Source organism: Novosphingobium sp. FSW06-99, from assembly GCF_001519065.1.
Taxonomy (GTDB): domain Bacteria; phylum Pseudomonadota; class Alphaproteobacteria; order Sphingomonadales; family Sphingomonadaceae; genus Novosphingobium.
The window spans coordinates 102,172-122,093 of record NZ_KQ954252.1; the positions used below are offsets into that span (position 1 = coordinate 102,172).

17 protein-coding genes and 1 tRNA gene are annotated in these 19,922 nt (G+C 64.4%); 14 read left to right on the top strand and 4 right to left on the bottom strand.

Annotation, left to right across the window (positions count from 1 at the left end):
* Positions 1–79: 79 nt before the first annotated feature.
* The 3 genes from clpS to AQZ49_RS03130 all read right to left on the bottom strand — a co-directional run bounded on the left by clpS (position 80) and on the right by AQZ49_RS03130 (position 3,645).
* Positions 80–499 (bottom strand): ATP-dependent Clp protease adapter ClpS, encoded by a 420-nt coding sequence (gene clpS, locus AQZ49_RS03120; RefSeq protein ID WP_231738666.1) that lies wholly within the window; start codon positions 497–499, stop codon positions 80–82.
* Between the two features lie 207 nt (positions 500–706).
* Complete coding sequence (gene phaP, locus AQZ49_RS03125) at positions 707–1,588, bottom strand: phasin family protein (protein WP_082701287.1); 882 nt, start codon at positions 1,586–1,588, stop codon at positions 707–709.
* Between the two features lie 161 nt (positions 1,589–1,749).
* Positions 1,750–3,645, bottom strand: a complete 1,896-nt coding sequence (locus AQZ49_RS03130; protein ID WP_067612841.1) for a PHA/PHB synthase family protein — start codon at positions 3,643–3,645, stop codon at positions 1,750–1,752.
* A gap of 162 nt (positions 3,646–3,807) precedes the next feature.
* Here AQZ49_RS03130 and AQZ49_RS03135 point away from each other — a divergent pair, with 162 nt between their 5' ends.
* The 6 genes from AQZ49_RS03135 to AQZ49_RS03160 all read left to right on the top strand — a co-directional run bounded on the left by AQZ49_RS03135 (position 3,808) and on the right by AQZ49_RS03160 (position 10,931).
* Positions 3,808–5,007, top strand: a complete 1,200-nt coding sequence (locus AQZ49_RS03135) for an LL-diaminopimelate aminotransferase (protein WP_067612844.1) — start codon at positions 3,808–3,810, stop codon at positions 5,005–5,007.
* A gap of 42 nt (positions 5,008–5,049) precedes the next feature.
* Positions 5,050–5,877, top strand: a complete 828-nt coding sequence (locus AQZ49_RS03140) for a crotonase/enoyl-CoA hydratase family protein (RefSeq protein WP_197410896.1) — start codon at positions 5,050–5,052, stop codon at positions 5,875–5,877.
* Between the two features lie 68 nt (positions 5,878–5,945).
* Positions 5,946–6,019 (top strand) — tRNA-Cys (locus AQZ49_RS03145).
* Between the two features lie 232 nt (positions 6,020–6,251).
* Positions 6,252–7,298, top strand: coding sequence for a hypothetical protein (locus AQZ49_RS03150; protein WP_067612847.1), 1,047 nt, complete (start codon positions 6,252–6,254; stop codon positions 7,296–7,298).
* 261 nt (positions 7,299–7,559) lie between these two features.
* Positions 7,560–9,377 carry a tetratricopeptide repeat protein gene (locus tag AQZ49_RS03155; RefSeq protein WP_231738669.1) on the top strand — a complete coding sequence of 606 codons (1,818 nt, stop codon included), beginning with the start codon at positions 7,560–7,562 and terminating at the stop codon, positions 9,375–9,377.
* Between the two features lie 66 nt (positions 9,378–9,443).
* Complete coding sequence (locus AQZ49_RS03160; protein WP_197410897.1) at positions 9,444–10,931, top strand: DHA2 family efflux MFS transporter permease subunit; 1,488 nt, start codon at positions 9,444–9,446, stop codon at positions 10,929–10,931.
* Here AQZ49_RS03160 and AQZ49_RS03165 read toward each other — a convergent pair.
* Complete coding sequence (locus AQZ49_RS03165; RefSeq protein ID WP_082701288.1) at positions 10,882–12,213, bottom strand: MFS transporter; 1,332 nt, start codon at positions 12,211–12,213, stop codon at positions 10,882–10,884. The genes AQZ49_RS03160 and AQZ49_RS03165 overlap by 50 nt on opposite strands.
* Positions 12,214–12,333: 120 nt before the next feature.
* Between AQZ49_RS03165 and cyoA the strand changes: the two genes are divergently transcribed.
* The 8 genes from cyoA to AQZ49_RS03205 are packed head-to-tail and all read left to right on the top strand — an operon-like array spanning position 12,334 to position 19,901.
* Positions 12,334–13,455 carry a ubiquinol oxidase subunit II gene (gene cyoA, locus AQZ49_RS03170; RefSeq protein WP_156428112.1) on the top strand — a complete coding sequence of 374 codons (1,122 nt, stop codon included), beginning with the start codon at positions 12,334–12,336 and terminating at the stop codon, positions 13,453–13,455.
* A 14-nt stretch (positions 13,456–13,469) separates the two neighbouring features.
* A complete protein-coding gene (gene cyoB, locus AQZ49_RS03175; RefSeq protein WP_067612856.1) occupies positions 13,470–15,479 on the top strand; it encodes a cytochrome o ubiquinol oxidase subunit I in 2,010 nt (669 codons plus the stop codon).
* A gap of 4 nt (positions 15,480–15,483) precedes the next feature.
* Positions 15,484–16,098 carry a cytochrome o ubiquinol oxidase subunit III gene (gene cyoC / locus AQZ49_RS03180; RefSeq protein WP_067612858.1) on the top strand — a complete coding sequence of 205 codons (615 nt, stop codon included), beginning with the start codon at positions 15,484–15,486 and terminating at the stop codon, positions 16,096–16,098.
* Entirely contained in the window at positions 16,095–16,472 is a 378-nt protein-coding gene (cyoD, locus tag AQZ49_RS03185; RefSeq protein WP_197410898.1) for a cytochrome o ubiquinol oxidase subunit IV, read from the top strand. Before cyoC ends, cyoD begins: the two co-directional genes overlap by 4 nt.
* Complete coding sequence (locus AQZ49_RS03190; protein ID WP_067612861.1) at positions 16,469–17,170, top strand: SURF1 family protein; 702 nt, start codon at positions 16,469–16,471, stop codon at positions 17,168–17,170. Before cyoD ends, AQZ49_RS03190 begins: the two co-directional genes overlap by 4 nt.
* Entirely contained in the window at positions 17,170–18,453 is a 1,284-nt protein-coding gene (locus tag AQZ49_RS03195) for an ATP-binding protein (protein ID WP_067612864.1), read from the top strand. The genes AQZ49_RS03190 and AQZ49_RS03195 overlap by 1 nt, the downstream gene beginning before the upstream one ends.
* Positions 18,450–18,986, top strand: a complete 537-nt coding sequence (locus AQZ49_RS03200) for a response regulator transcription factor (protein ID WP_067612867.1) — start codon at positions 18,450–18,452, stop codon at positions 18,984–18,986. The genes AQZ49_RS03195 and AQZ49_RS03200 overlap by 4 nt, the downstream gene beginning before the upstream one ends.
* 27 nt (positions 18,987–19,013) lie before the next feature.
* Complete coding sequence (locus tag AQZ49_RS03205) at positions 19,014–19,901, top strand: LOG family protein (RefSeq protein ID WP_067612870.1); 888 nt, start codon at positions 19,014–19,016, stop codon at positions 19,899–19,901.
* Positions 19,902–19,922: the final 21 nt, after the last annotated feature.

The following is a 19,922-nucleotide window of genomic DNA, read 5'->3' on the forward strand; positions in this document are numbered from 1 at the left end:
GCGGCGAAGAAAGGGCTGTTTGCCAGCCCGCGCTGAATCGCGCCGGACCGTTGCAGGCGCGACCCGATCGCGCGCGCGGTCAGGCCTTTTCAAGCGTGCAGCGCAGCGGGTGCTGGTTCTGGGCAGCGAAATCCATCACCTGGTTGACCTTGGTTTCGGCGATTTCGTAGGGAAAGATGCCGCATACGCCGACGCCGCGCTGATGGACGTGGAGCATCACGCGGGTCGCCTGTTCCAGATCCATGCTGAAAAAGCGCTTGAGCACCAGCACCACGAATTCCATCGGGGTGTAGTCGTCGTTGAGCATCAGCACTTTGAACATGCTGGGCTTCTTGGGCTTTGCTCGCGTGCGCGTGGCGACCCCGACCTGCCCGTTGCCGCCTGCTCCGTCGCCCGTGTCCGAATCATCGGGCCCGGCCGCCACCACCGTGATGCGATCGGCGTGGGCAACGGGAATGCGCCCGGTTTGGTGCGGGTCTGAAGAAAGGACTGACTGCATGGTGTCCTGAATATCGCATCGCGCAGGTCCCCATTCAAGAGGCGACAGCGGCGCTTGGGCAATCGGCGTGCAATTGGGCAACGCAAGGTTCCACACGAAGAGGGGGCTGACCCCCCCTCATGCCGCCAGACACCCTGCCAAAACGCAAACGGGCCGGACGGAGACATCTCCGTCCGGCCCGCAGGGACTTTGTTAAAGGCGCCTGGATCAGGCGGCCTTCTTGACCTTTTCGACCGCCAGGCTGACGCGGGTCGAGATCGGCTGGAACGCTTCGTTGACCAGCTTGAGCACGGCTTCGCTGTTTTTCGAGCTGGCGGCAACCGCTGCGTCGAACTGCTTGCGCAGCAGAGTCGACTGCTTTTCGAGCAGTTCGCTGGGCGATTTGACCGCGGCCAGTTCCTTGAACTCGGCGGTCAGCGTTTCGAACGCCGACTTGCTTTCGGTCAGATAGCCCTTGCTGAGTTCCTGCAGGCCGGTGGCGAGGATCTTCGACGATTCGACCAGAGCTTCAACGTTGCCCTTGGTGAATGCGCCCAGCTCGCCGAGGTTGGCCTGGTTCTTTTCGAAAGCGGCCTTGGCCTTTTCCGAAGCGTCCTTGAGAGCGGTCTGGAACTTTTCGGTGATTTCGGTGGTCGCGGTGGTCATGATACGGGGTTCCTTGCTGGGTGCCGTCACGGTCCGCGCCGGGGGTGTCCGGGGCGCGGCAGCGGCGGCTGGTTTTGTGGGCTTTGGCGTGGGTTTTGGCGATTTGGCCGCTTTCGCGACGGGTTTCCTGGCAGGGGCGGTCCTTGCTCGGATCGTCTTGGCTGGCGCCGGAGCAGCCGTCTCCGCCTTGGCAGGGGCAGTCACCACGGCGGGTTCGGCCTCGGCTTCGGGGGCGACTTCGGCTTCGAGGGCAACCGGTTCGGTCACCACCACCACCGCATCGGCGGGGGCGCTGGTCACGGCAGGCGCCGGCGCCGCCCGTGCCTTGCGCACCGCACGCTTGGGTACTGTTGCGTCCTTGCCCGGGGCAATTTTGTCCGGGGCGATGGCGGGTACAGCCTCGCCGGCTGCCGTAGCGGTGCCTTGCTCGACTGATTCGACCATTGTCCCATGCTCCTTTGCGCCGCAGCGGTCCGGCTCGACTCGGTATGATGCCGGTCTTTGCTGCAATGCAATAACTATGGGCGTGCAGGTGCGAAGTCAAGGTTTATTGTGCACTGCACAATGGGGCAATCTGGTCCAGTTTGGTGGTGTCGTGGCGTTGATCAACGCTGCTTTACATAGCGTCCGGGGGCGTCCTCGATCGGCTTGTCGCCGCGCCCGCCGGGTACGCGACGGCCCTTGGCGGGGACTTCGGCGGCATCGTGGGCGCGGATCCAGGCGATCCAGTCGGGCCACCAACTGCCCTTGGTTTCCTGGGCATCGGCCAGGAACTGGTCGAGCGTCTGCGGGTCGCCGGGGTTGAGCCAGTACTGGTATTTGCCCGATTGCGGCGGATTGACCACGCCCGCGATATGCCCCGATCCGGCCACCACGAATTTCCACGGCCCCGCCAGATGGCGGGTGAGTTTCCACACGCTTTCGGCTGGCGCGATATGATCAAGCCGGCCGGCCTGGATATAACACGGCGTTGCAATGCGATGCAGATCGATCGGGGTGCCGTCGATCGTCAGCGAATCGGGCACGACCAGCCGGTTGTCGCGATAGAGTTCGGTCAGATAGGCGCGCAGCCACTTGAACGGCAGGTTGGTGGTATCGCCGTTCCAGTACAACAGGTCGAACGCCGGATAGTCCTCGCCCATCAGGTAATTGTTGACGACATAGTTCCACACCAGATCCGAAGAGCGCAGCATGTTGAACGTGGCGGCCATATAGCGGCCATCGAGGCATCCGTCGGTGACCAGCTTTTCCATCGTGCGCAACTGGCCGTCATCGATGAAATTCTTGAGATCACCGGCCTTTTCGAAATCGACTTGCGCGGTGAAGAATGTTGCGGTGGCGACTTTGTCAGCCTCGCCACGCCGCGCCAGCAGCGCCAGTGTGGCCGCCAGCGTGGTTCCCGCAACGCAATAGCCGATGGCATGGACGGCCGGCACGTTCAGCCGGGCGCGCACATGGTCGATCGCCGCGATCTGGCCGAGCACATAGTCATCCCAGGCGACATCGGCCATGCTGGCATCGCCAGAGTGCCACGAGACGACAAACACGCTCAATCCCTGCGCCACGGCCCAGCGGATGAAGCTGTTTTGTGGATTGAGATCCAGGATATAGAAGCGGTTGATCCACGGCGGAAAGATCACCAGCGGCACGCCCAGCACGCGCTCGGTGGTCGGGCTGTACTGGATAAGCTGGAACAGCGGCGTTTCGTAGACCACCTTGCCCGGAGTCGCGGCGATATTTTCGCCCAGCACAAAGGCATCCTGGCGGGCGTGGGTAAGCTGACCCTTGCGCAAATCGGTCAGCAGGTGTTCAACCCCGCGCACCAGATTTTCGCCGCGTGTCGCCAAAGTGCGTTCGATCACCAGCGGGTTGGTGGTCGGGAAATTGGCCGGGCTGAGCGCTTCGGTGATCACCCGCACGGCAAAGCGCAACTGTTCGGCCTTTTCAGGCGGCAGGCCGGACACGTCGTCGGCCATCGCGCGCAGGCGTTCCGACAACAGCAGATAAGTCTGGTGGATCAGCGCGAACACCGGCTGTTCGCGCCATTTGGGATCGGCAAAGCGGCGGTCATGGCGCGGCAGATCGGGCACCTGGTCGGCGGGGACCGGGCTGGTGGTGCCGGTATAATGCCCCAGTACCGAGGTCCACAGCGCCACGCTGTCATCCCACAGCTTTTTCTGCGCCTCGGGCCGGGCCAGCGGGAACTGGCCGAACCATTCGCCCGCCCAGGTGTTCCAGGCCGAGGGATTGCCCAGTTGCGCCAGCATGGGTTCGATCCGTCCGGCCTGTTCGGCGCCGAAATCGAGCCACATTTTCTGCAGCTTGGCCGCCGACATCGCCCAGTGCTGCAGATCGGCGGGATCGGGCGGGGGGCTTTGCGTGGTCGGCATCAGCGGGGTGAACAGCGCCTGCAACGCCTCACCCTGCTTGCGCATCAGGTCTTCGATCACATTGGCATCCTCGATCGCCGCGGGGTTGTTGCCGTTCGCCTTGGTACCCATACCTGACCCCTTCACCACTTGTGGCGATCTTTAGACCCGTGCGCGGGCCATGGCCACAGACAGATGGTATGAGCCGTTCTGAATGCAGGACGGTTTCCTTGGATGGCGGTTTGGCGTAAGGCCCGGGCCAGTGGTTTCCCAACGGAGAAAGACCCCCAAGCCGTGGACGAAGAATTTTACCGCATGAAGCGCCTGCCGCCCTATGTCATCGCCGAAGTCAACGGCATGCGGGCCGCGGCACGCGCCGAAGGGCGGGACATCATCGACCTTGGCATGGGCAATCCCGATCTGCCGCCGCCCCGGCATGTCATCGACAAGCTGTGCGAAGTTGCGCAGAAGGGTTCGGCGCACGGTTATTCCGCCTCGCGCGGGATCCCCGGCGTGCGCAAGGCGCAGGCCAATTATTACGCGCGCCGGTTCGGCGTCGATCTCGATCCCGAAACCGAAGTGGTGATGACGCTGGGGTCGAAGGAAGGGCTGGCCAGCCTCGCCACCGCGATTACCGCGCCGGGCGATGTCGTGCTGGCGCCCAATCCCAGCTATCCGATCCACACGTTCGGCTTCATCATTGCCGGCGCGACGATCCGTTCGGTGCCGACCACGCCCGACGAACGCTACTGGGAATCGCTCGACCGGGCGATGCGGTACAGCGTGCCGCGCCCTTCGGTGCTGATCGTCAACTATCCCTCGAACCCGACCGCAGAAACGGTCGATCTGGCGTTCTACGAACGGCTGGTCGCCTGGGCGCGCGAAAACAAGGTGTGGGTGCTGTCGGACCTGGCCTATTCGGAACTCTATTACGACGGCAATCCGACGCGCTCGATCCTCGAAGTGCCCGGCGCCAAGGATGTCGCGGTCGAATTCACCAGCATGAGCAAGACGTTCTCGATGGCCGGCTGGCGCGTCGGGTTTGCGGTGGGCAACCGCCAGTTGATCGCCGCGCTGACGCGGGTCAAAAGCTATCTCGACTATGGCGCGTTCACGCCGATCCAGGCGGCGACCTGTGCGGCGCTCAACGGGCCGCAGGATATCGTCGAATCCAACCGCCTGCTCTATCAAAAGCGCCGTGATGTGCTGGTCGAAAGCTTTGGCCGCGCCGGGTGGGACATTCCCAGCCCGCCTGCATCGATGTTCGCCTGGGCGCCGTTACCGCCTGCGCTGCGTCACCTCGGCAGTCTGGAATTTGCCAAGCAATTGTTGACCCAGGCCGAAGTCGCAGTGGCGCCCGGCGTCGGCTATGGCGAAGACGGCGAAGGCTATGTGCGTATCGCGCTGGTCGAAAACGAGCAGCGCCTGCGTCAGGCCGCACGCAACATCCGTCGCTATCTGGCCAGCATGGGGGTCAACGCCAGCGCGGCGTAAACGGGCTGGACTTGGGTTCTGGAACGGGCAATTAACCGGGCGATGAAATTGCCCGGGATGGATGCCATGCGCCAGAACTTTGCCGACCGCGTGACGGTCACGCTTGAAAACCATGTCGCGCACGTGCTGCTCGACCGCGCCGACAAGATGAACGCGCTCGACGATGCGATGTTCGAGGCGTTGATCGCGGCGGGCGAATATGTGCGCGGCCTGCCCGGCGTGCGCGCGGTGGTACTGTCGGGCGCGGGCCGCGCGTTTTGCGCGGGGCTTGACCTTGCAAGCTTTGGCCGCGCCGACCGCTGGAAGGATGGCTCGCTGGCCGATCGCACCCACGGCATTGCCAACCGTCCGCAATATGTCGCAACGCTCTGGCGCGATCTGCCGATGCCGGTGATCGCGGCGGTGCACGGGGTGTGTTTTGGCGGCGGCTTGCAGATTGCCAGCGGCGCCGACATCCGCATCGCCCACCCCGACACGCGGCTGGCGGTGATGGAAGTCAAATGGGGTCTGGTTCCCGACATGGGCGGCTATCTGCTGTGGCGCGGCAATGTGCGCGACGATGTGCTGCGCGAACTGACGTATACCCACCGCGAATTTACCGGTGAACAGGCCGCCGCGCTGGGATTTGCCACCCATGCCGATGCCGATCCGCTGGCCCGCGCCTTTGCCCTGGCGCACGAGATCGCCGGGAAAAGCCCGCATGCCGTGCGCGGTGCCAAGGACTTGTCGAACCGCACCCCGCTGTTGGACGACGCTGCGGTGCTGATGGCCGAAAGCGTCAGCCAGATCGATCTGATGGGATCGCCCAACCAGATCGAATCGGTGCGCGCGGGGATGGAACGCCGTCCGCCCGAATTCATCGATCCTTGATCAAGAATCCCGTTGCCCTCGGCCGCAGGCTCGGCTAACCGCCCTCTTCCCACGCAATGCGTGCCGGGGGCCCGATGGCGGAATGGTTACGCGCCGGACTGCAAATCCGTTTATGCCGGTTCGATTCCGGCTCGGGCCTCCAATTTTCCCAAGCCTGCGATCGATACGTGTGGGTATCCCGCATCCGCCGGGGCGTACATATCTCTGACATCCGGCGACAATTTCGTACATTGTGAGGTTGGTTGGCGCTTTGCGTCGGTCATATCATCGTCACAACAGCGGCCGCGCGATCGATGGCCTTGGGGTTGCGTCGATGTCACCGAGCTTCGTTTTTCACTGTTCGAATCCGTCAGGGTGCTTGCAAGGGCAGTGCCTTGCTTGATGTCTGGTGGCGCAAGGCATTGTCGGCGCTGGCCTGCCACGTGGCCGAGGACGCGCGCGTCCTGCTGCCCATCGGGGACTGGCCAAGGCTGGATTGCGCCGCGCAGTTCTATCGGATTACCGATACCCTGGTCGCCGTAGACGGGTTTGATGCGATCCTGATCCACAAGGGGATGCTGACCTCGTTTCGACAGGCCGATATTGGCCTGTGCCTGCGCGAAATGGTCGCGGTCTATGCCAATCCGGTGTTCGTGCTGTTTGTCCAGCAGCCGCGTCGTCGCCACTTGTTCCTGCCGGCGCATGTGCGGATCTTGAAAATCTATGCCGATCCAGCGCGGTATCACAGCCGTCACGCCCGGCGCGGCGCGTTCATGCACATTCCCAAGACCGGGGGCACGTCGATCTGGTCATGTCTGTCGCGATCGGTGCGTTCGACCGTCTACTTTGCATCCGATGCCACGCTCGCCGCTTTTGACGGCGATCTCGACGCATTTGAACTGGTGGGGGGGCATATTCATGCAGAAACGCTGGTCGCCCGAAACTGGCAGAGCCCGACCTTTTTCGTGCTGCGCGATCCGGTCAGGCGTGTCCTTTCGGCGATTGCCCACGCCCGGCGGACCGACGGGAATCTGGCCACGTTTGATGAAAGCTTCCATGTCATGCGGCAGATCGATGGCACCGCACCCGATGAAAATCTGCGCAAGATCATCTTCTACGAAGGCAACCTCCAGATCCGCATGCTTGCCGAACGCCCCGGCGATGATCTGCACGACCCCGCCACGCGCGAGGCGATGTACCGTCGCGCCTGCGCGCGGTTGGAACAATCCGGTTGGCAGTATGGCTGCCTCGAAGATCCGGTGGTGCTGGCACGGCGCATATCCGACCGGTTCGGGGTTCGCACCGCGAAGTTGCCCCATCTGAACCGGACGGCGCAACGCGGCCTGCCTGACTACGCCCGGCAGATCGAGGAGCTGGTGCTCGACGAAGACAATTGCATGGATATCAAACTGTATCGCAAGGCGCTTGCGCTGCAGCGGTGACCGACACGCCGGGGCGTTTATCGGCGACGCGGTCGGCTGCGTTGTGGATCGTGGTTAACCCGATGCCAGCCTTTGTATGCTAACGATACCCGGGCTTGCGGCCTTTTTGGGATGGCGCCGATGCCGGTGTTGTCCTTCGCAAGGGTTGCTGTCATCGTTTTGGCAGCATTGGGGGGCACGTTGGGCGGCTGGATTGCGAGTGTCGTGGGTGTCTGCCTGGTGGCCCTTGTGGCGGCGGGGGTGGCCAGACGCGGACCGGTCATGGGCGTGGCTCGCCTGCTGGTGGACAGCCTTGGCCGGTTGTTCCGCCGCGATCGTGCGGGCAGGCGTGCGGCCGGCGGGTTCCAACCGCAACTTGCCGATATCGAGGCAGGGATTGCCCGCTATAACCCCGCGCAGGCCGAGGCTTTTGCCGGCGCCGCCGCCGAACTCGCGCGGTCGGGGGACAAAGCCTGCTTGCGCCTTGCCGCCACCGACGGTCCGGTGGCTGCTGCCGACGCGCTGGTTATCGCGGCGCGTGCGGACCCGCGCGGTGCCGCAGCGCGGTTGCATCAGGCGGCCCGGTTCTATGCGCCGTTTGCCCCCGATCAGGCGCGCACGACCTATGCCGAAGCGCTGCGCCATGAACCCGACACGCTGTGGTGCCTGATCGAGCTGGGCCGCCTCGATCGCGAGGGCGGGGACCTGGTGGCGGCGCGGGCCGGTTTCGACCGCGCCTGGGCGCTGGCGCCGGCCTTGCGCGACCAGGGCGTGCTCCATCGCGAGTTTGGTGATCTGCTGCGCGCCAGTGGCGATGGTGCGGGGGCACGCGCGCGCTATGATCAGGCGTTGGCGATCGCACAGATCCACGCCGGGACCGATCCGCACGATCGTCAGGCGCAACGCGATCTGGCCGAAATCCATGTCCGACTGGGTGAGCTTGAACGCGACAATGGCAGCCTGACCGAGGCACGCGCGTACTTTGCGCAGGATCTGGCGATCGTGCAGCGCTTTGCCGACGACGACCCGCAGATCGCCCGCCGGCAGCGCGATCTGTCGGTGAGCCACGAACGGCTGGGGCTGATCGAACGCGATGCGGGCAACATTGCCGAGGCGCGCATCCATTTCGAACAGGCGCAGGCGATCCGCACGCAACTGACTATCCGCGACCCGCACAACATCGGCTGGCAGCGCGACTTGTCGGTTATCCATCACCGGATGGGCGAACTCGAGTGGCTGGCCGACAATCCGGCGCGCGCGCAGTTCCACTTCCAGTGGGATCTGGCGATTGCCCAGCGCCTGGCCGCCCACGATCCGCACGATGCGTGGTTGCAGCGCGATCTGTCGGTCAGTCACGAACGGCTGGGCATGTTGCAACGCAGCCTGGGCAACCGGCCCCAGGCGCAAGGGCATTTCGAAGCGGCGATTGCGGTGATCGAGCGGCTGGCCACCGAAGATGCGGGCAATCCGCGCTGGCAGAGCGATCTGTCGAGCAATTACGAGCGGCTGGGCGATCTTGAGCGTGATGCCGGGTACCCCGATCGGGCCCGCACCCATCTGGAGGCGGCGCGGACGATCCGCGCGCGGCTGGCGGCCGACAGTCCCGACAATCCGGCCGCCGCGCGCGCCTTGTCGATCAGTCATGCCAGGCTGGGCGACCTGGAGCGCGATGCGGGCAATCGCGATGTGGCGCGCGGCCATTACAAGCAGGTGGTGGCCCTGCGCCAGAAACTGGCGGCACACGATCCGGGCAACACGGGGCGGCAGCGCGATCTGGCGATGGCCTGCGAACGGCTGGGCGATCTGGAAATCGATGCCGGGCGCCTGGACCGGGCGCGGGTGCATTATGGCGATGTCCTGGCGATCCGCCAGCGTCTGGCCGACGCCGATCCGCACAATGGCTGGTGGCAATACGATCTGGCCTTTGCGCTGTTGCAACTGGCGCAGATCGATCACGCGACGGGGCGGCGCGACGAACCGTGCAGCGCCTTGCGTCGCACGGCGGCGATCCTGGCGCCGCTGGTGGAGGCCGAACCGGACAATCAGACATTTGCGCAAATGTTCGAATTCGTGCAGGACGAACTGGCCATCATGGCTTGATTGGGTCGATCCGGGCGCGCCGCGCGGGTTCGCTGCAATCGGTTGGCAAAGCTGGGTCTGTGACGTTTGCCTGATATCCTGTCTTCGCCCGGGTTTCTGACCGCGCGCCCGATTTCCCGCCGATTCCTGCCCTGGCTTGTGGCCATCGCGTTCCTGATGGAATCGCTCGACACCACCGTGCTCAACACCGCCGTGCCAACCATGGCGCGTTCGCTGGGGGTGCCGGAACTGAGCCTCAAGGCGGTGCTGGCCAGCTATGCGCTCAGCCTGGCGGTGTTTATCCCGGCCAGCGGCTGGGTGGCCGACCGGTTCGGCACGCGGCGGGTGTTCAGCGCGGCGATCGCCATGTTCACGCTGGGTTCGGTGCTATGCGGGCTCAGCCATTCGATTCCCGCGCTGGTGGTCTGCCGGATCATCCAGGGCATGGGCGGGGCGATGATGGTGCCGGTCGGTCGGCTGACACTGGTGCGCGCGTTTCCGCGCGCGGAACTGGTGCGGGCGATGAGCTTTGTGGCGATCCCCACGCTGGTCGGGCCGCTGATCGGCCCGGCGCTGGGCGGTATGATCATCAGCGTGGCGCGCTGGGAAGACATCTTTTTCCTCAACATCCCGATCGGTCTGGTCGGGCTGGTGATGGTGTGGCTGCACTTGCCCGATTTTCGTGGCGAGAATGTGCCGCCACTCGATCGCATGGGGCTGGTGTGGTTCGGCAGCGGCATCGCGCTGTTGTCGTGGACGCTCGAAGTGTTTGGCGAACACCATGCCGGGGGGCGTGTGGTCGCGGTGGCGGGCTCGATCGCGATCGGCCTGTTGTTGCTCTATTGGCGTCATGCGCGGCGGCTGGCCAATCCGTTGCTCGATCTCGATCTCCTGCGGTTCCGCACGTTCCTGGTGTCGGTGTGCGGGGGCTTCCTCACGCGGCTGGGGGTGGGCGGCGCGCCGTTCCTGCTGCCTTTGCTCTATCAGACCGGGCTGGGCTATGCGCCGCTCCATTCGGGGCTGCTGTTCATGCCGCAGGCGCTTGGCGCGATGGTCAGCAAAGTGTTCGTGCGCTATGAACTGGCGTTCTTCGGCTATCGCACGATGCTGGTCGGCAACACGGTCGCGCTGGGGCTGATGCTGATGGCGTTTGCAACCGTCGGTGCGGCGACGCCGGTGTGGATGATCTGTCTTCAGGCGATGGTCTATGGCATCCTGATGTCGAGCCAGTTCACCGCGATCAACACGCTTGCTTATGCCGATGTGCCCAATGACCGGTCGAGCCGCGCCAGCGCCTTTGCCAGCACGTTCCAGCAACTGGCGCTGAGCTTTGGCGTGGCCAGTGCGGGGATGGTGACGGCGGGGTTTGTCACCTCACGCGCCACCGAACAGGCCGAAATGCTGTCCAGCGTGCACCATGCTTTTGTCATCCTGGGCATGGTGACGATCGTGTCGGCGCTGGTGTTCGCCGTGCTGCGGCGCGGCGATGGCGATTCGATCAGCGGGCATCACGAGCCCGGCCCGGTCAGTGATTCCGCGCCAATTCCCGGTTCAGCCACAGCGCCAGCAACGTAGCCAGCGCGCCCGACAAGAGATAGGCGCCCGACGCGAGCAGCCCGAACCGCGCCGACGCCCACAGCGCCACCAGCGGCGCAAACCCTGCGCCGACCAGCCAGGCAAGGTCGGCGGTCAGCGCCGCGCCGGTATAGCGGTGGCGCAGCGGCAATTCGCTGGCAACCGCCCCCGACGACTGGCCAAAGCACAGCCCGAGCAGCAGAAACCCGACGATCATGAACGCGAATTCGCCGGTTTCGCCCTGGTTGAGCAATTGCGGGGCAAACCCGCTGAACACCGCGATCACCGCCGCCGACCCGGCGAGCAGCCGTCGACGCCCGAATTGATCGGCCAATTGCCCCGAGGCGACCATGGCGACCAGCCCGGTGGTGGCTGCGCCAGCTTCGAGAATCAGGAAGCGGGTGGGCGATTCGGGGGTGAACAGCGTGACCCAGGACAGCGGAAACACCGTGACCATGTGGAACAGCGCAAAACTGGCGAGCGGGGCGAACGCGCCCAGCACGATCGTGCGCCACTGGTTGGTCAACGTGCGCAACGGGCGTTCGGCAGCGATGTCGCGGGTCTGATAGAGCCGTTCAAACGACGGCGATTCGACGATCCGCAGCCGCGCGAACAGCGCCACCACGTTGATCGCAAAGGCCACGAAGAACGGATAGCGCCAGCCCCAGTCGAGAAAATCGCCTGCGGTCAGCGACGAGGTAAAGAACGCGAACAGCAGGCTGGCCACGATCAGGCCCAGCGGCGCACCCAGTTGCGGGATCATCGCATACCACCCGCGCCGGCCCTCGGGCGCGTTGAGTGCCAGCAGCGTGGGCAACCCGTCCCAGGTGCCCCCTTGCGCAAAGCCCTGGCCCAGCCGGAACAGCGCGAGCAGCGCGGCCGAGCCGAGTCCGATCGTTTCATACCCCGGCAAAAAGGCGATCGCGGCGGTCGATCCGCCCAGCAGCACCAGCGCCACGGTCAGCTTGAACCCCCGGCCATAGGCACGGTCCAGCCCGATGAACCATAGCGAGCCGAGCGGACGCGCCAGGAACGCCAGCGCGAACACGCCGAACGAGGCAAGCGTGGCGGGCAGCGGCGGCAACCAGGCAAACACCAGCCGGGGGAACACCAGCACCGAAGCGATCGCATAGACAAAGAAGTCGAAGAATTCGGACGTGCGCCCGATGATCACGCCGATGGCGATATCGCCGGGCGTCACGCCATGGCCATGGTCCGGGTCGGACCGTTCGGGGTCGCCGGAAGCAAGCCGGGCAATCGCTTCGTATCCTTTGGACGTCATGGCTCGCTCTCGTACGTTTTTTGTGATTTGCCATTGCCTCCCAGAGTCATTGATCAAGGTCAAGAGCTGGGACAAAATGTCCAATCGATTGCCCCCTGGCCCGCGCCTATGCGCGCGGTCATGTTCACAAAACCCTCGCGTCGGCTGCGTGCCGCTCTCGTCCTTCCGCTCGGCCTGCTGCTGACAGGCTGCGATTGGGTCGTGCTCAACCCGGCCGGCGATATCGCGCGGCAACAGGCCAATCTGGTCGTGGTGTCGACTGCGCTGATGCTGCTGATCATCGTGCCGGTGATGGCGCTGACCGGACTGTTCGCCTGGCGCTATCGCGCGACCAACACGGCGGCGGCGTATGAGCCCGACTGGGACCATTCGACCAAGCTGGAACTGGTGATCTGGTCGGCGCCGCTGGCGATCATCATCGCGCTGGGTTCGATCACCTGGCTGGCGACGCATCTGCTTGATCCCTATCGCCCGCTCACGCGGATCGATGCGACCCACGCGGTGGCACCCGGCACCCGGCCGATCGATGTCGAAGTGGTCGCGCTCGACTGGAAATGGCTGTTCATCTATCCCGAGCAGAACATTGCCACGGTCAACGAGCTGGTCCTGCCCGAAGGGCGCCCGGTGCGGTTCCGCATCACTTCGTCGACGGTGATGAACTCGTTCTATGTCCCCGCGCTGGCGGGCCAGATCTATGCCATGCCCGGTATGGAAACCAAGCTGCATGCGGTGTTCAACCAGACCGGCACGTTCAACGGGCTGTCGGCCAATTTCAGTGGGCCCGGCTTCAGCCACATGCATTTTGTCACCCGCAGCGTGACCGGCCAAGGCTTCGACGCCTGGGTTGCGGGCGTGCGCAAGGCGGGCGCCGGGCTCGACCGCGCGACCTATCTGGCGCTCGACAAGCCCAGCGAGCAAGTTCCGGTGATCCACTATGCCAACGTCGCGCCCGACTTGTTCGACGCGGTGGTCAACATGTGCGTTCGCCCCGGCAAGCTGTGCAGCGGTGAAATGGCCGCGATCGATGCGAAGGGCGGCACCGGCAAGTCGGGCCTGCTCAACGTTGCCGCGCTGACCTATGACAAGCAGGGCCACGAACAGGTCGTGTCGTCCAACCCCGGTTTTGCCGATGCCAGCCTGCGCCGTTTTGTGCGCGACTGGTGCGCCGACAATCGTCCCTTGCGCGCCGCGGTTGCCCGCGACGCCGCCCCGCTGCTGGTTCGCAGCCGTCCCCTTTCGTGATCAGGACACCCGTGATGACCAACCCAGACCAGACCTGGTCCCCTTTGCTCGGGCGCCTGTCGCTCGATGCCATTCCCTATCATGAGCCGATTCTCGTCGCGACCTTTGCGGGCGTGGCGGTCGGCGGCATCGCGCTGCTCGGCGTGCTGACCTATTATCGGCTGTGGGGCTATCTGTGGAAGAACTGGTTCACCAGCGTCGATCACAAGAAGATCGGCATCATGTACATGGTGCTGGGGCTGGTGATGTTCCTGCGCGGGTTTGCCGATGCGCTGTTGATGCGCACCCAGCAGGCGGTGGCATTCAACGGCAACGACGGGTTCCTGCCCGCGCACCACTATGACCAGGTGTTCACCGCGCATGGCGTGATCATGATCTTTTTCGTGGCCATGCCGTTTGTTACCGGCCTGATGAACTTTGTCGTGCCGTTGCAGATCGGCGCGCGCGACGTGTCGTTTCCGTTCCTGAACAATTTCAGTTTCTGGATGACGACGGCGGGCGCGGTGCTGGTGATGGCCTCGCTGTTCATTGGTGAATTCGCGCAGACCGGCTGGCTGGCCTATCCGCCGCTGTCTGGGCTGGCCTACAGCCCGGGCGTCGGGGTCGACTATTATATCTGGGCGCTGCAGATCGCCGGCGTTGGCACCACGCTGTCGGGCATCAACCTGATCGCCACGATCGTGAAGCTGCGCGCGCCGGGCATGACGATGATGCGCATGCCGGTGTTCACCTGGACCGCGCTGTGCACCAACGTGCTGATTGTCGCCTCGTTTCCGGTGCTGACCGCCGTTCTGGCGATGCTCAGCCTCGATCGCTATGTCGGGACCGACTTCTTCACCAATGATTTTGGTGGCAGCCCGATGATGTACGTCAACCTGATCTGGATCTGGGGCCATCCCGAAGTCTACATCCTGATCCTGCCGATCTTTGGCGTGTTTTCCGAAGTGACCTCGACATTCAGCGGCAAGCGGCTGTTTGGCTATACCTCGATGGTCTATGCCACGGTGGTCATCACCGTGCTGTCCTATCTGGTGTGGCTGCACCACTTCTTCACGATGGGTTCGGGCGCCAGCGTCAACAGCTTTTTCGGAATCACCACGATGGTCATCTCGATCCCCACCGGGGCCAAGATGTTCAACTGGCTGTTCACGATGTATCGCGGCCGCATCCGCTATGAATTGCCGATGATGTGGACGGTGGCATTCATGTTCACGTTCGTGATCGGCGGGATGACCGGCGTCATGCTGGCGGTGCCCCCGGCCGACTTTGTGCTGCACAATTCGCTGTTCCTGATTGCGCACTTTCACAACGTGATCATCGGCGGGGTGGTGTTCGGCACGTTTGCGGCGATGAACTACTGGTGGCCCAAGGCGTTCGGGTTCAAGCTCGAACCGTTCTGGGGCAAGGTCAGCTTCTGGTGCTGGGTGCCGGGGTTCTGGCTGGCGTTCGCCCCGCTCTATGTCATGGGCCTGATGGGCGTCACGCGGCGCATGCGGGTGTTCGACGATCCCAGCCTGCAACCCTATTTCATCGTCGCCGCACTCGGCGCGGGGCTGATTGCCTGCGGCATCGGCGCAATGCTGGTGCAGTTTGCCGTGTCGATCCTGCACCGCGAGGCGCTGCGCGATGAAACCGGCGATCCGTGGGGCGGGCGCACGCTCGAATGGTCGACCAGCTCGCCGCCGCCCGAATACAACTTTGCCTTCACGCCGATCATCCACGATCTGGACGCGTGGGCCGAAATGAAGAGCCAGGGCGTGGCGCGGCCGCTCGAAGGGTTCCGCCCGATCCACATGCCCCGCAGCACGGGCGCCGGTGTGATCCTGGCCGGGATCAGCATGGTGTTCGGGTTTGCCATGATCTGGCACATCTGGTGGCTGGCAGGGGCAAGCCTTGCCGCGCTGCTGATGACCGCGATCGCGCATACCTTCAACTATGACCGGTCGTATCACATCCCGGCGGACGTGGTGGCGCGGACCGAAGCCGAACGCACGCGGCAGCTCGCGCTGACCGAAGGAGCCTGATGCCATGAGCACCGCAGACCTGACCGCACAATATTACGATCTCAACGAACACGACCATCCGGAAGGCGGCAGCACGCAGCTCGGCTTCTGGATCTACCTGATGAGCGACTGCCTCATCTTTGCCATGCTGTTTGCCGCGTTCGGCGTGCTGGGCGCCAACTATGCGGCAGGGCCGGGTCCCAAAGACCTGTTCGAGCTGCCGCTGGTGGCGGTCAACACCGCGATGCTGCTGTTTTCATCGATCACCTATGGCTTTGCGATGATCGAGATGCAGCGAGGCCGCGTCGGCGGGGTCAAGTTCTGGCTGGTCGTCACGGCGCTGTTTGGCGCGGCGTTCCTGTCGATCGAGATGTACGAATTTTCGCACCTGATCGCCGATGGCGCCACCCCGCAGCGCAGCGCGTTTCTGTCGTCGTTCTTCACGCTGGTCGGCACCCACGGGCTGCACGTCACGTTTGGGCTGGTCTGGCTGGGCGTGCTGCTGGTGCAGCTGTCGCAGCATGGGCTGATCGAGGCCAATCGTCGCCGCCTGTTGTGCCTGTCGATGTTCTGGCACTTTCTCGACCTGGTGTGGGTCGGGGTGTTCACTTTTGTCTATCTGATGGGAACCTTGCGATGAGCGCTGCGCATACCGACAGCCATGGCGATGCGCATCACGATGATGCGCCGCACTTTTCGATCCGCGACTATGCCACCGGCTTTTTCGCCTCGGTGGTGCTGACGGCCATCCCGTTCTGGCTGGTGATGACCGGCGCGCTGGGCGACAAGACGCTGACCGCGCTGGTGATCGCGGGCTTTGCGGTGGTGCAGGTGATCGTCCACATGATCTATTTCCTGCACATGAACACCAAATCGCAAGGCGGCTGGAATTTCCTGGCGCTGATGTTCACGGTCATCCTGGTCGGGATTGTGCTGTCGGGATCGCTGTGGGTGATGTATCACCTCAACCACAACATGATGCCGATGCCCCATTCCATGAACGAGTTGCCATGATCGGCGCGCGCCGCCGATCGGTGGGGCCTGCGCTGGTCCTGCTGGTGCTGGCGGCGCTGTTTGCCGCGCTCGGCGTGTGGCAGCTCTATCGCCTGGGCGGCAAATTGCGGCTGATTGCCGAAACCGATGCGGCGGTGCACGCAGCGCCGATCGATCCGGCGGTGCTGCCCAAGGGCGATCTGGCGCTGTTTGCCTATCGCCGCCTAGCCATGACCGGGCATTTCCAGCCCCAGGGCACCACGCTGGTCACCGGCACCTCGGGCATCGGCACCGGCTATTGGGAACTGGTGCCACTGGCGGGTGACGACGGGATGACCGTGATGATCAATCGCGGGTTTCTTCCCGAAGGCAGCCATGGCGATACCGCCCGTGCCAAAGTGCCGACCGGCACGGTGCGGATCGAGGGCCTGCTGCGCCCGACAGAGCCCCGTGGCACCTGGCTGCGCGCCAATCACCCCGAACGTGACCGCTGGTATTCGCGCGATGTGGCCGCCATCGCGGCCCGGCGCGGGGTGCGGGTCGATCCGCGCCTGTTCATCGATGCCTGGACCGAAACGCCCGCGCCGGGCGGCGATGCGCCGGTGCCGGGTTTGACCGTGATCGCCTTTCCCAACAACCACCTTGGCTATGCGCTGACATGGTTTGCCATGTGTGCGATGGCCATTGCGGGAACAGTGGTGTACATGCGGCGGCGCTGATGCCGACCGAACCTGCCCACCCCCGTCGCCTGTTTCCCCCCGCCAGTGCGCGCAACATGGCGCTGCTGGTGCAATTGCGGTGGATGGCCGTGGTCGGCCAGTTGCTGACGATCTGGTTCGTCAGCCATGTCCTCGACATCAAGCTGCCGCTGACGCAACTGGTGGCGATCCCCGCGCTGCTGGCGATGGTGAACATCGCCACTCATGTGATCGGGCCCGAACGCGAGGGGTACAGCTATGTCGAACTGATCGGCGCGCTGATGCTCGATGTCATCGCGCTGACCTGGCAGCTCTATCTGAGCGGGGGTATCACCAATCCGTTTACCGGGCTGTTCCTGTTGCAGATCGCGATCGGGGCGATCCTGCTGCCCCCGAACTGGAGCTGGATCGTTGGCGCCATCGCGTTGATGTCGGTGTCGCTGCTGTCGTTCCGCTATGTGCCGATGGGGTTGCCGCATGCGCTGCTGGTCGATCCCCTGCAGCTCTATCTGGCGGGCAGTTATGTCTGTTTTGCGTTGATGGCGGCGCTGCTGGTGTTCTTTGTCATCCGTATCGATCGCAACCGGCGCCAGAGCGATGCCGCGCTGGCCGCGCTGCGCCAGCGCGCCGCCGAAGAAGACCATATCGTGCGGATGGGCCTGCTGGCCTCTGGCGCCGCACACGAACTGGGCACACCGATGGCGACGATGTCGGTGCTGGTGCGCGACTGGTTCGCCCATCCCGCGTTCGCGCACACACCCGATCTGGTCGAGGAACTGCGCGAGATGGAGACCGAGCTGGCGCGCTGCAAATCGATCGTCAGCGGCATCCTGCTGTCGGCGGGCGAGGCGCGCGGGGAAAACCCGGCGGTGACCAGCGCCGACATGTTCGTGCGCGATTTCGTCAAGGAATGGGCGACGCGCAGCGGCGGCGCGGTGCGGCTGGTCAACCGCATCGATCGCGACGTGCCGATCGTGTCCGACCCGGCGCTGCGCCAGGTGATCGGCAATGTCATCGACAACGCGCTCGATGTGTCGCCCGATGCGGTCGAAGTGATCGCCGCGATCGATGCGCAGACGCTGCTGCTGACATTCCGCGACAGGGGTCCCGGTTTTTCCGAAGACATGATCGCGCGCATCGGGCGGCCCTATACGTCGACCAAGGGGCGCCCGGGCGGCGGGCTCGGGCTGTTTCTGGTGTGCAATGTGGTGCGCAAGCTGGGCGGCGAAGTCGATGTGCGCAACCGCGAGGACGGGGGCGCGCAAGTGCAACTGGCGATCCCGCTCAAGGCGCTGGCGGCATGACCGGCAATCCGCCCCGGCTGGTGATCGTCGAGGATGATCCAGCCTTTGCCCGCACCTTGCGACGCAGTTTCGAACGGCGCGGCTATGCGGTGTGGCATGTTGCCAGTCCCGACGAGCTGGCCGGGCTGATGGCGGGGCAGGGGTTCGACTATGCGGTGGTCGATCTCAAGCTGGGCAATGCCTCGGGGCTGACCGCGGTGCAGATGCTGCACGCGGCCGATGCCGAAACGCGCATCGTCGTGCTGACCGGGTTTGCCAGCATTGCCACCGCCGTCGAGGCGATCAAGCTGGGCGCCGGGCACTATCTGGCCAAACCCGCCAACACCGACGATATCGAGGACGCGTTCGGGCGCGACCGGGGCGATCCCACGGTCCCGGTCGAAGGTCGCAAGAGCTCGATCAAGACGGTGGAATGGGAGTATATCCACGCCACGCTGGTCGAATGCGATTTCAACATTTCCGAAACCGCGCGGCGGCTGGGGATGCATCGCCGCACATTGGCGCGCAAACTGGAAAAGCGGCAGTTGCGATAAGCGCCGCAAGGCGCCACATGGACGGGCATGACCGATAATCGCATCCCGCCGTCTTCGCTGTCGCATCAGCGCTTCTATCAGGCCGAACAGGAAGCGGGGTTTGCCGAAGAGCATCCCCGCACATCGCCCCAGCAGCAGGACCCGTCCTATCGGCTGGCGTTTCACGATGCCGATTTCCTGTTGCGGCAGGAATTGCGCCCGGTGCGGTTTCAGCTCGAACTGCTCAAGCCCGAAATGCTGCTCGACGAGGCGGGGATCGCCTCGACGCTGGTGGTCTATGGTTCGGCGCGCATCCCGACGCCCGAGGCGGCGCAGGCCGCGCTCGATGCCGCAACCACGCCCGAGGCGCTGGCCGTGGCACAGCGCATGGCCGATCGGTCGCGCTGGTACGAACAGGCGCGCCAACTGGCGCATCTGGCCGCCGGCAGCAACGTGGTCGAAAAGGGCAAGCGGCACTTCGTGGTCTGTTCGGGCGGGGGCCCCTCGATCATGGAGGCGGCCAATCGCGGCGCGCGCGAGGCGGGGGGCGAAACCATCGGGCTGAACATCACCTTGCGCCACGAACAGGCGCCCAACCGCTATGTCACGCCGCACTTGTCGTTCCAGTTCCACTATTTCGCGCTGCGCAAGATGCATTTCCTGCTGCGTGCGCGGGCCGTGGCGGTGTTTCCGGGCGGGTTCGGCACGTTCGATGAATTTTTCGAGCTGTTGACGCTGATCCAGACCGGCAAGATGCAGCCCATTCCGGTGCTGCTGTTCGGCGGCGACTATTGGGACAAAGTGATCAATTTCAACGCCATCGCCGAAGAGGGCATGATCGGCTTTGATGATCTGGAGCTGTTCCACCGCGTCGACAGCGCCGAAGAAGGCTGGCAGCGGATCGTCGACTTCTACGCGCTGGAAACCGGGGACTGACAAGGCTTCGAGCCAATTCAC

Bases quoted from the DNA above. Each gene is read 5' to 3' on its own strand.
- clpS (WP_231738666.1), bottom strand. From the start codon at position 499: ATGCAGTCAGTCCTTTCTTCAGACCCGCACCAAACCGGGCGCATTCCC.
- phaP (WP_082701287.1), bottom strand. From the start codon at position 1,588: ATGGTCGAATCAGTCGAGCAAGGCACCGCTACGGCAGCCGGCGAGGCT.
- AQZ49_RS03130 (WP_067612841.1), bottom strand. From the start codon at position 3,645: ATGGGTACCAAGGCGAACGGCAACAACCCCGCGGCGATCGAGGATGCC.
- AQZ49_RS03140 (WP_197410896.1), top strand. From the start codon at position 5,050: ATGAAATTGCCCGGGATGGATGCCATGCGCCAGAACTTTGCCGACCGC.
- AQZ49_RS03155 (WP_231738669.1), top strand. From the start codon at position 7,560: ATGGGCGTGGCTCGCCTGCTGGTGGACAGCCTTGGCCGGTTGTTCCGC.
- AQZ49_RS03165 (WP_082701288.1), bottom strand. From the start codon at position 12,213: ATGACGTCCAAAGGATACGAAGCGATTGCCCGGCTTGCTTCCGGCGAC.
- cyoA (WP_156428112.1), top strand. From the start codon at position 12,334: ATGTTCACAAAACCCTCGCGTCGGCTGCGTGCCGCTCTCGTCCTTCCG.
- cyoB (WP_067612856.1), top strand. From the start codon at position 13,470: ATGACCAACCCAGACCAGACCTGGTCCCCTTTGCTCGGGCGCCTGTCG.
- cyoC (WP_067612858.1), top strand. From the start codon at position 15,484: ATGAGCACCGCAGACCTGACCGCACAATATTACGATCTCAACGAACAC.
- cyoD (WP_197410898.1), top strand. From the start codon at position 16,095: ATGAGCGCTGCGCATACCGACAGCCATGGCGATGCGCATCACGATGAT.
- AQZ49_RS03190 (WP_067612861.1), top strand. From the start codon at position 16,469: ATGATCGGCGCGCGCCGCCGATCGGTGGGGCCTGCGCTGGTCCTGCTG.
- AQZ49_RS03195 (WP_067612864.1), top strand. From the start codon at position 17,170: ATGCCGACCGAACCTGCCCACCCCCGTCGCCTGTTTCCCCCCGCCAGT.
- AQZ49_RS03200 (WP_067612867.1), top strand. From the start codon at position 18,450: ATGACCGGCAATCCGCCCCGGCTGGTGATCGTCGAGGATGATCCAGCC.
- AQZ49_RS03205 (WP_067612870.1), top strand. From the start codon at position 19,014: ATGACCGATAATCGCATCCCGCCGTCTTCGCTGTCGCATCAGCGCTTC.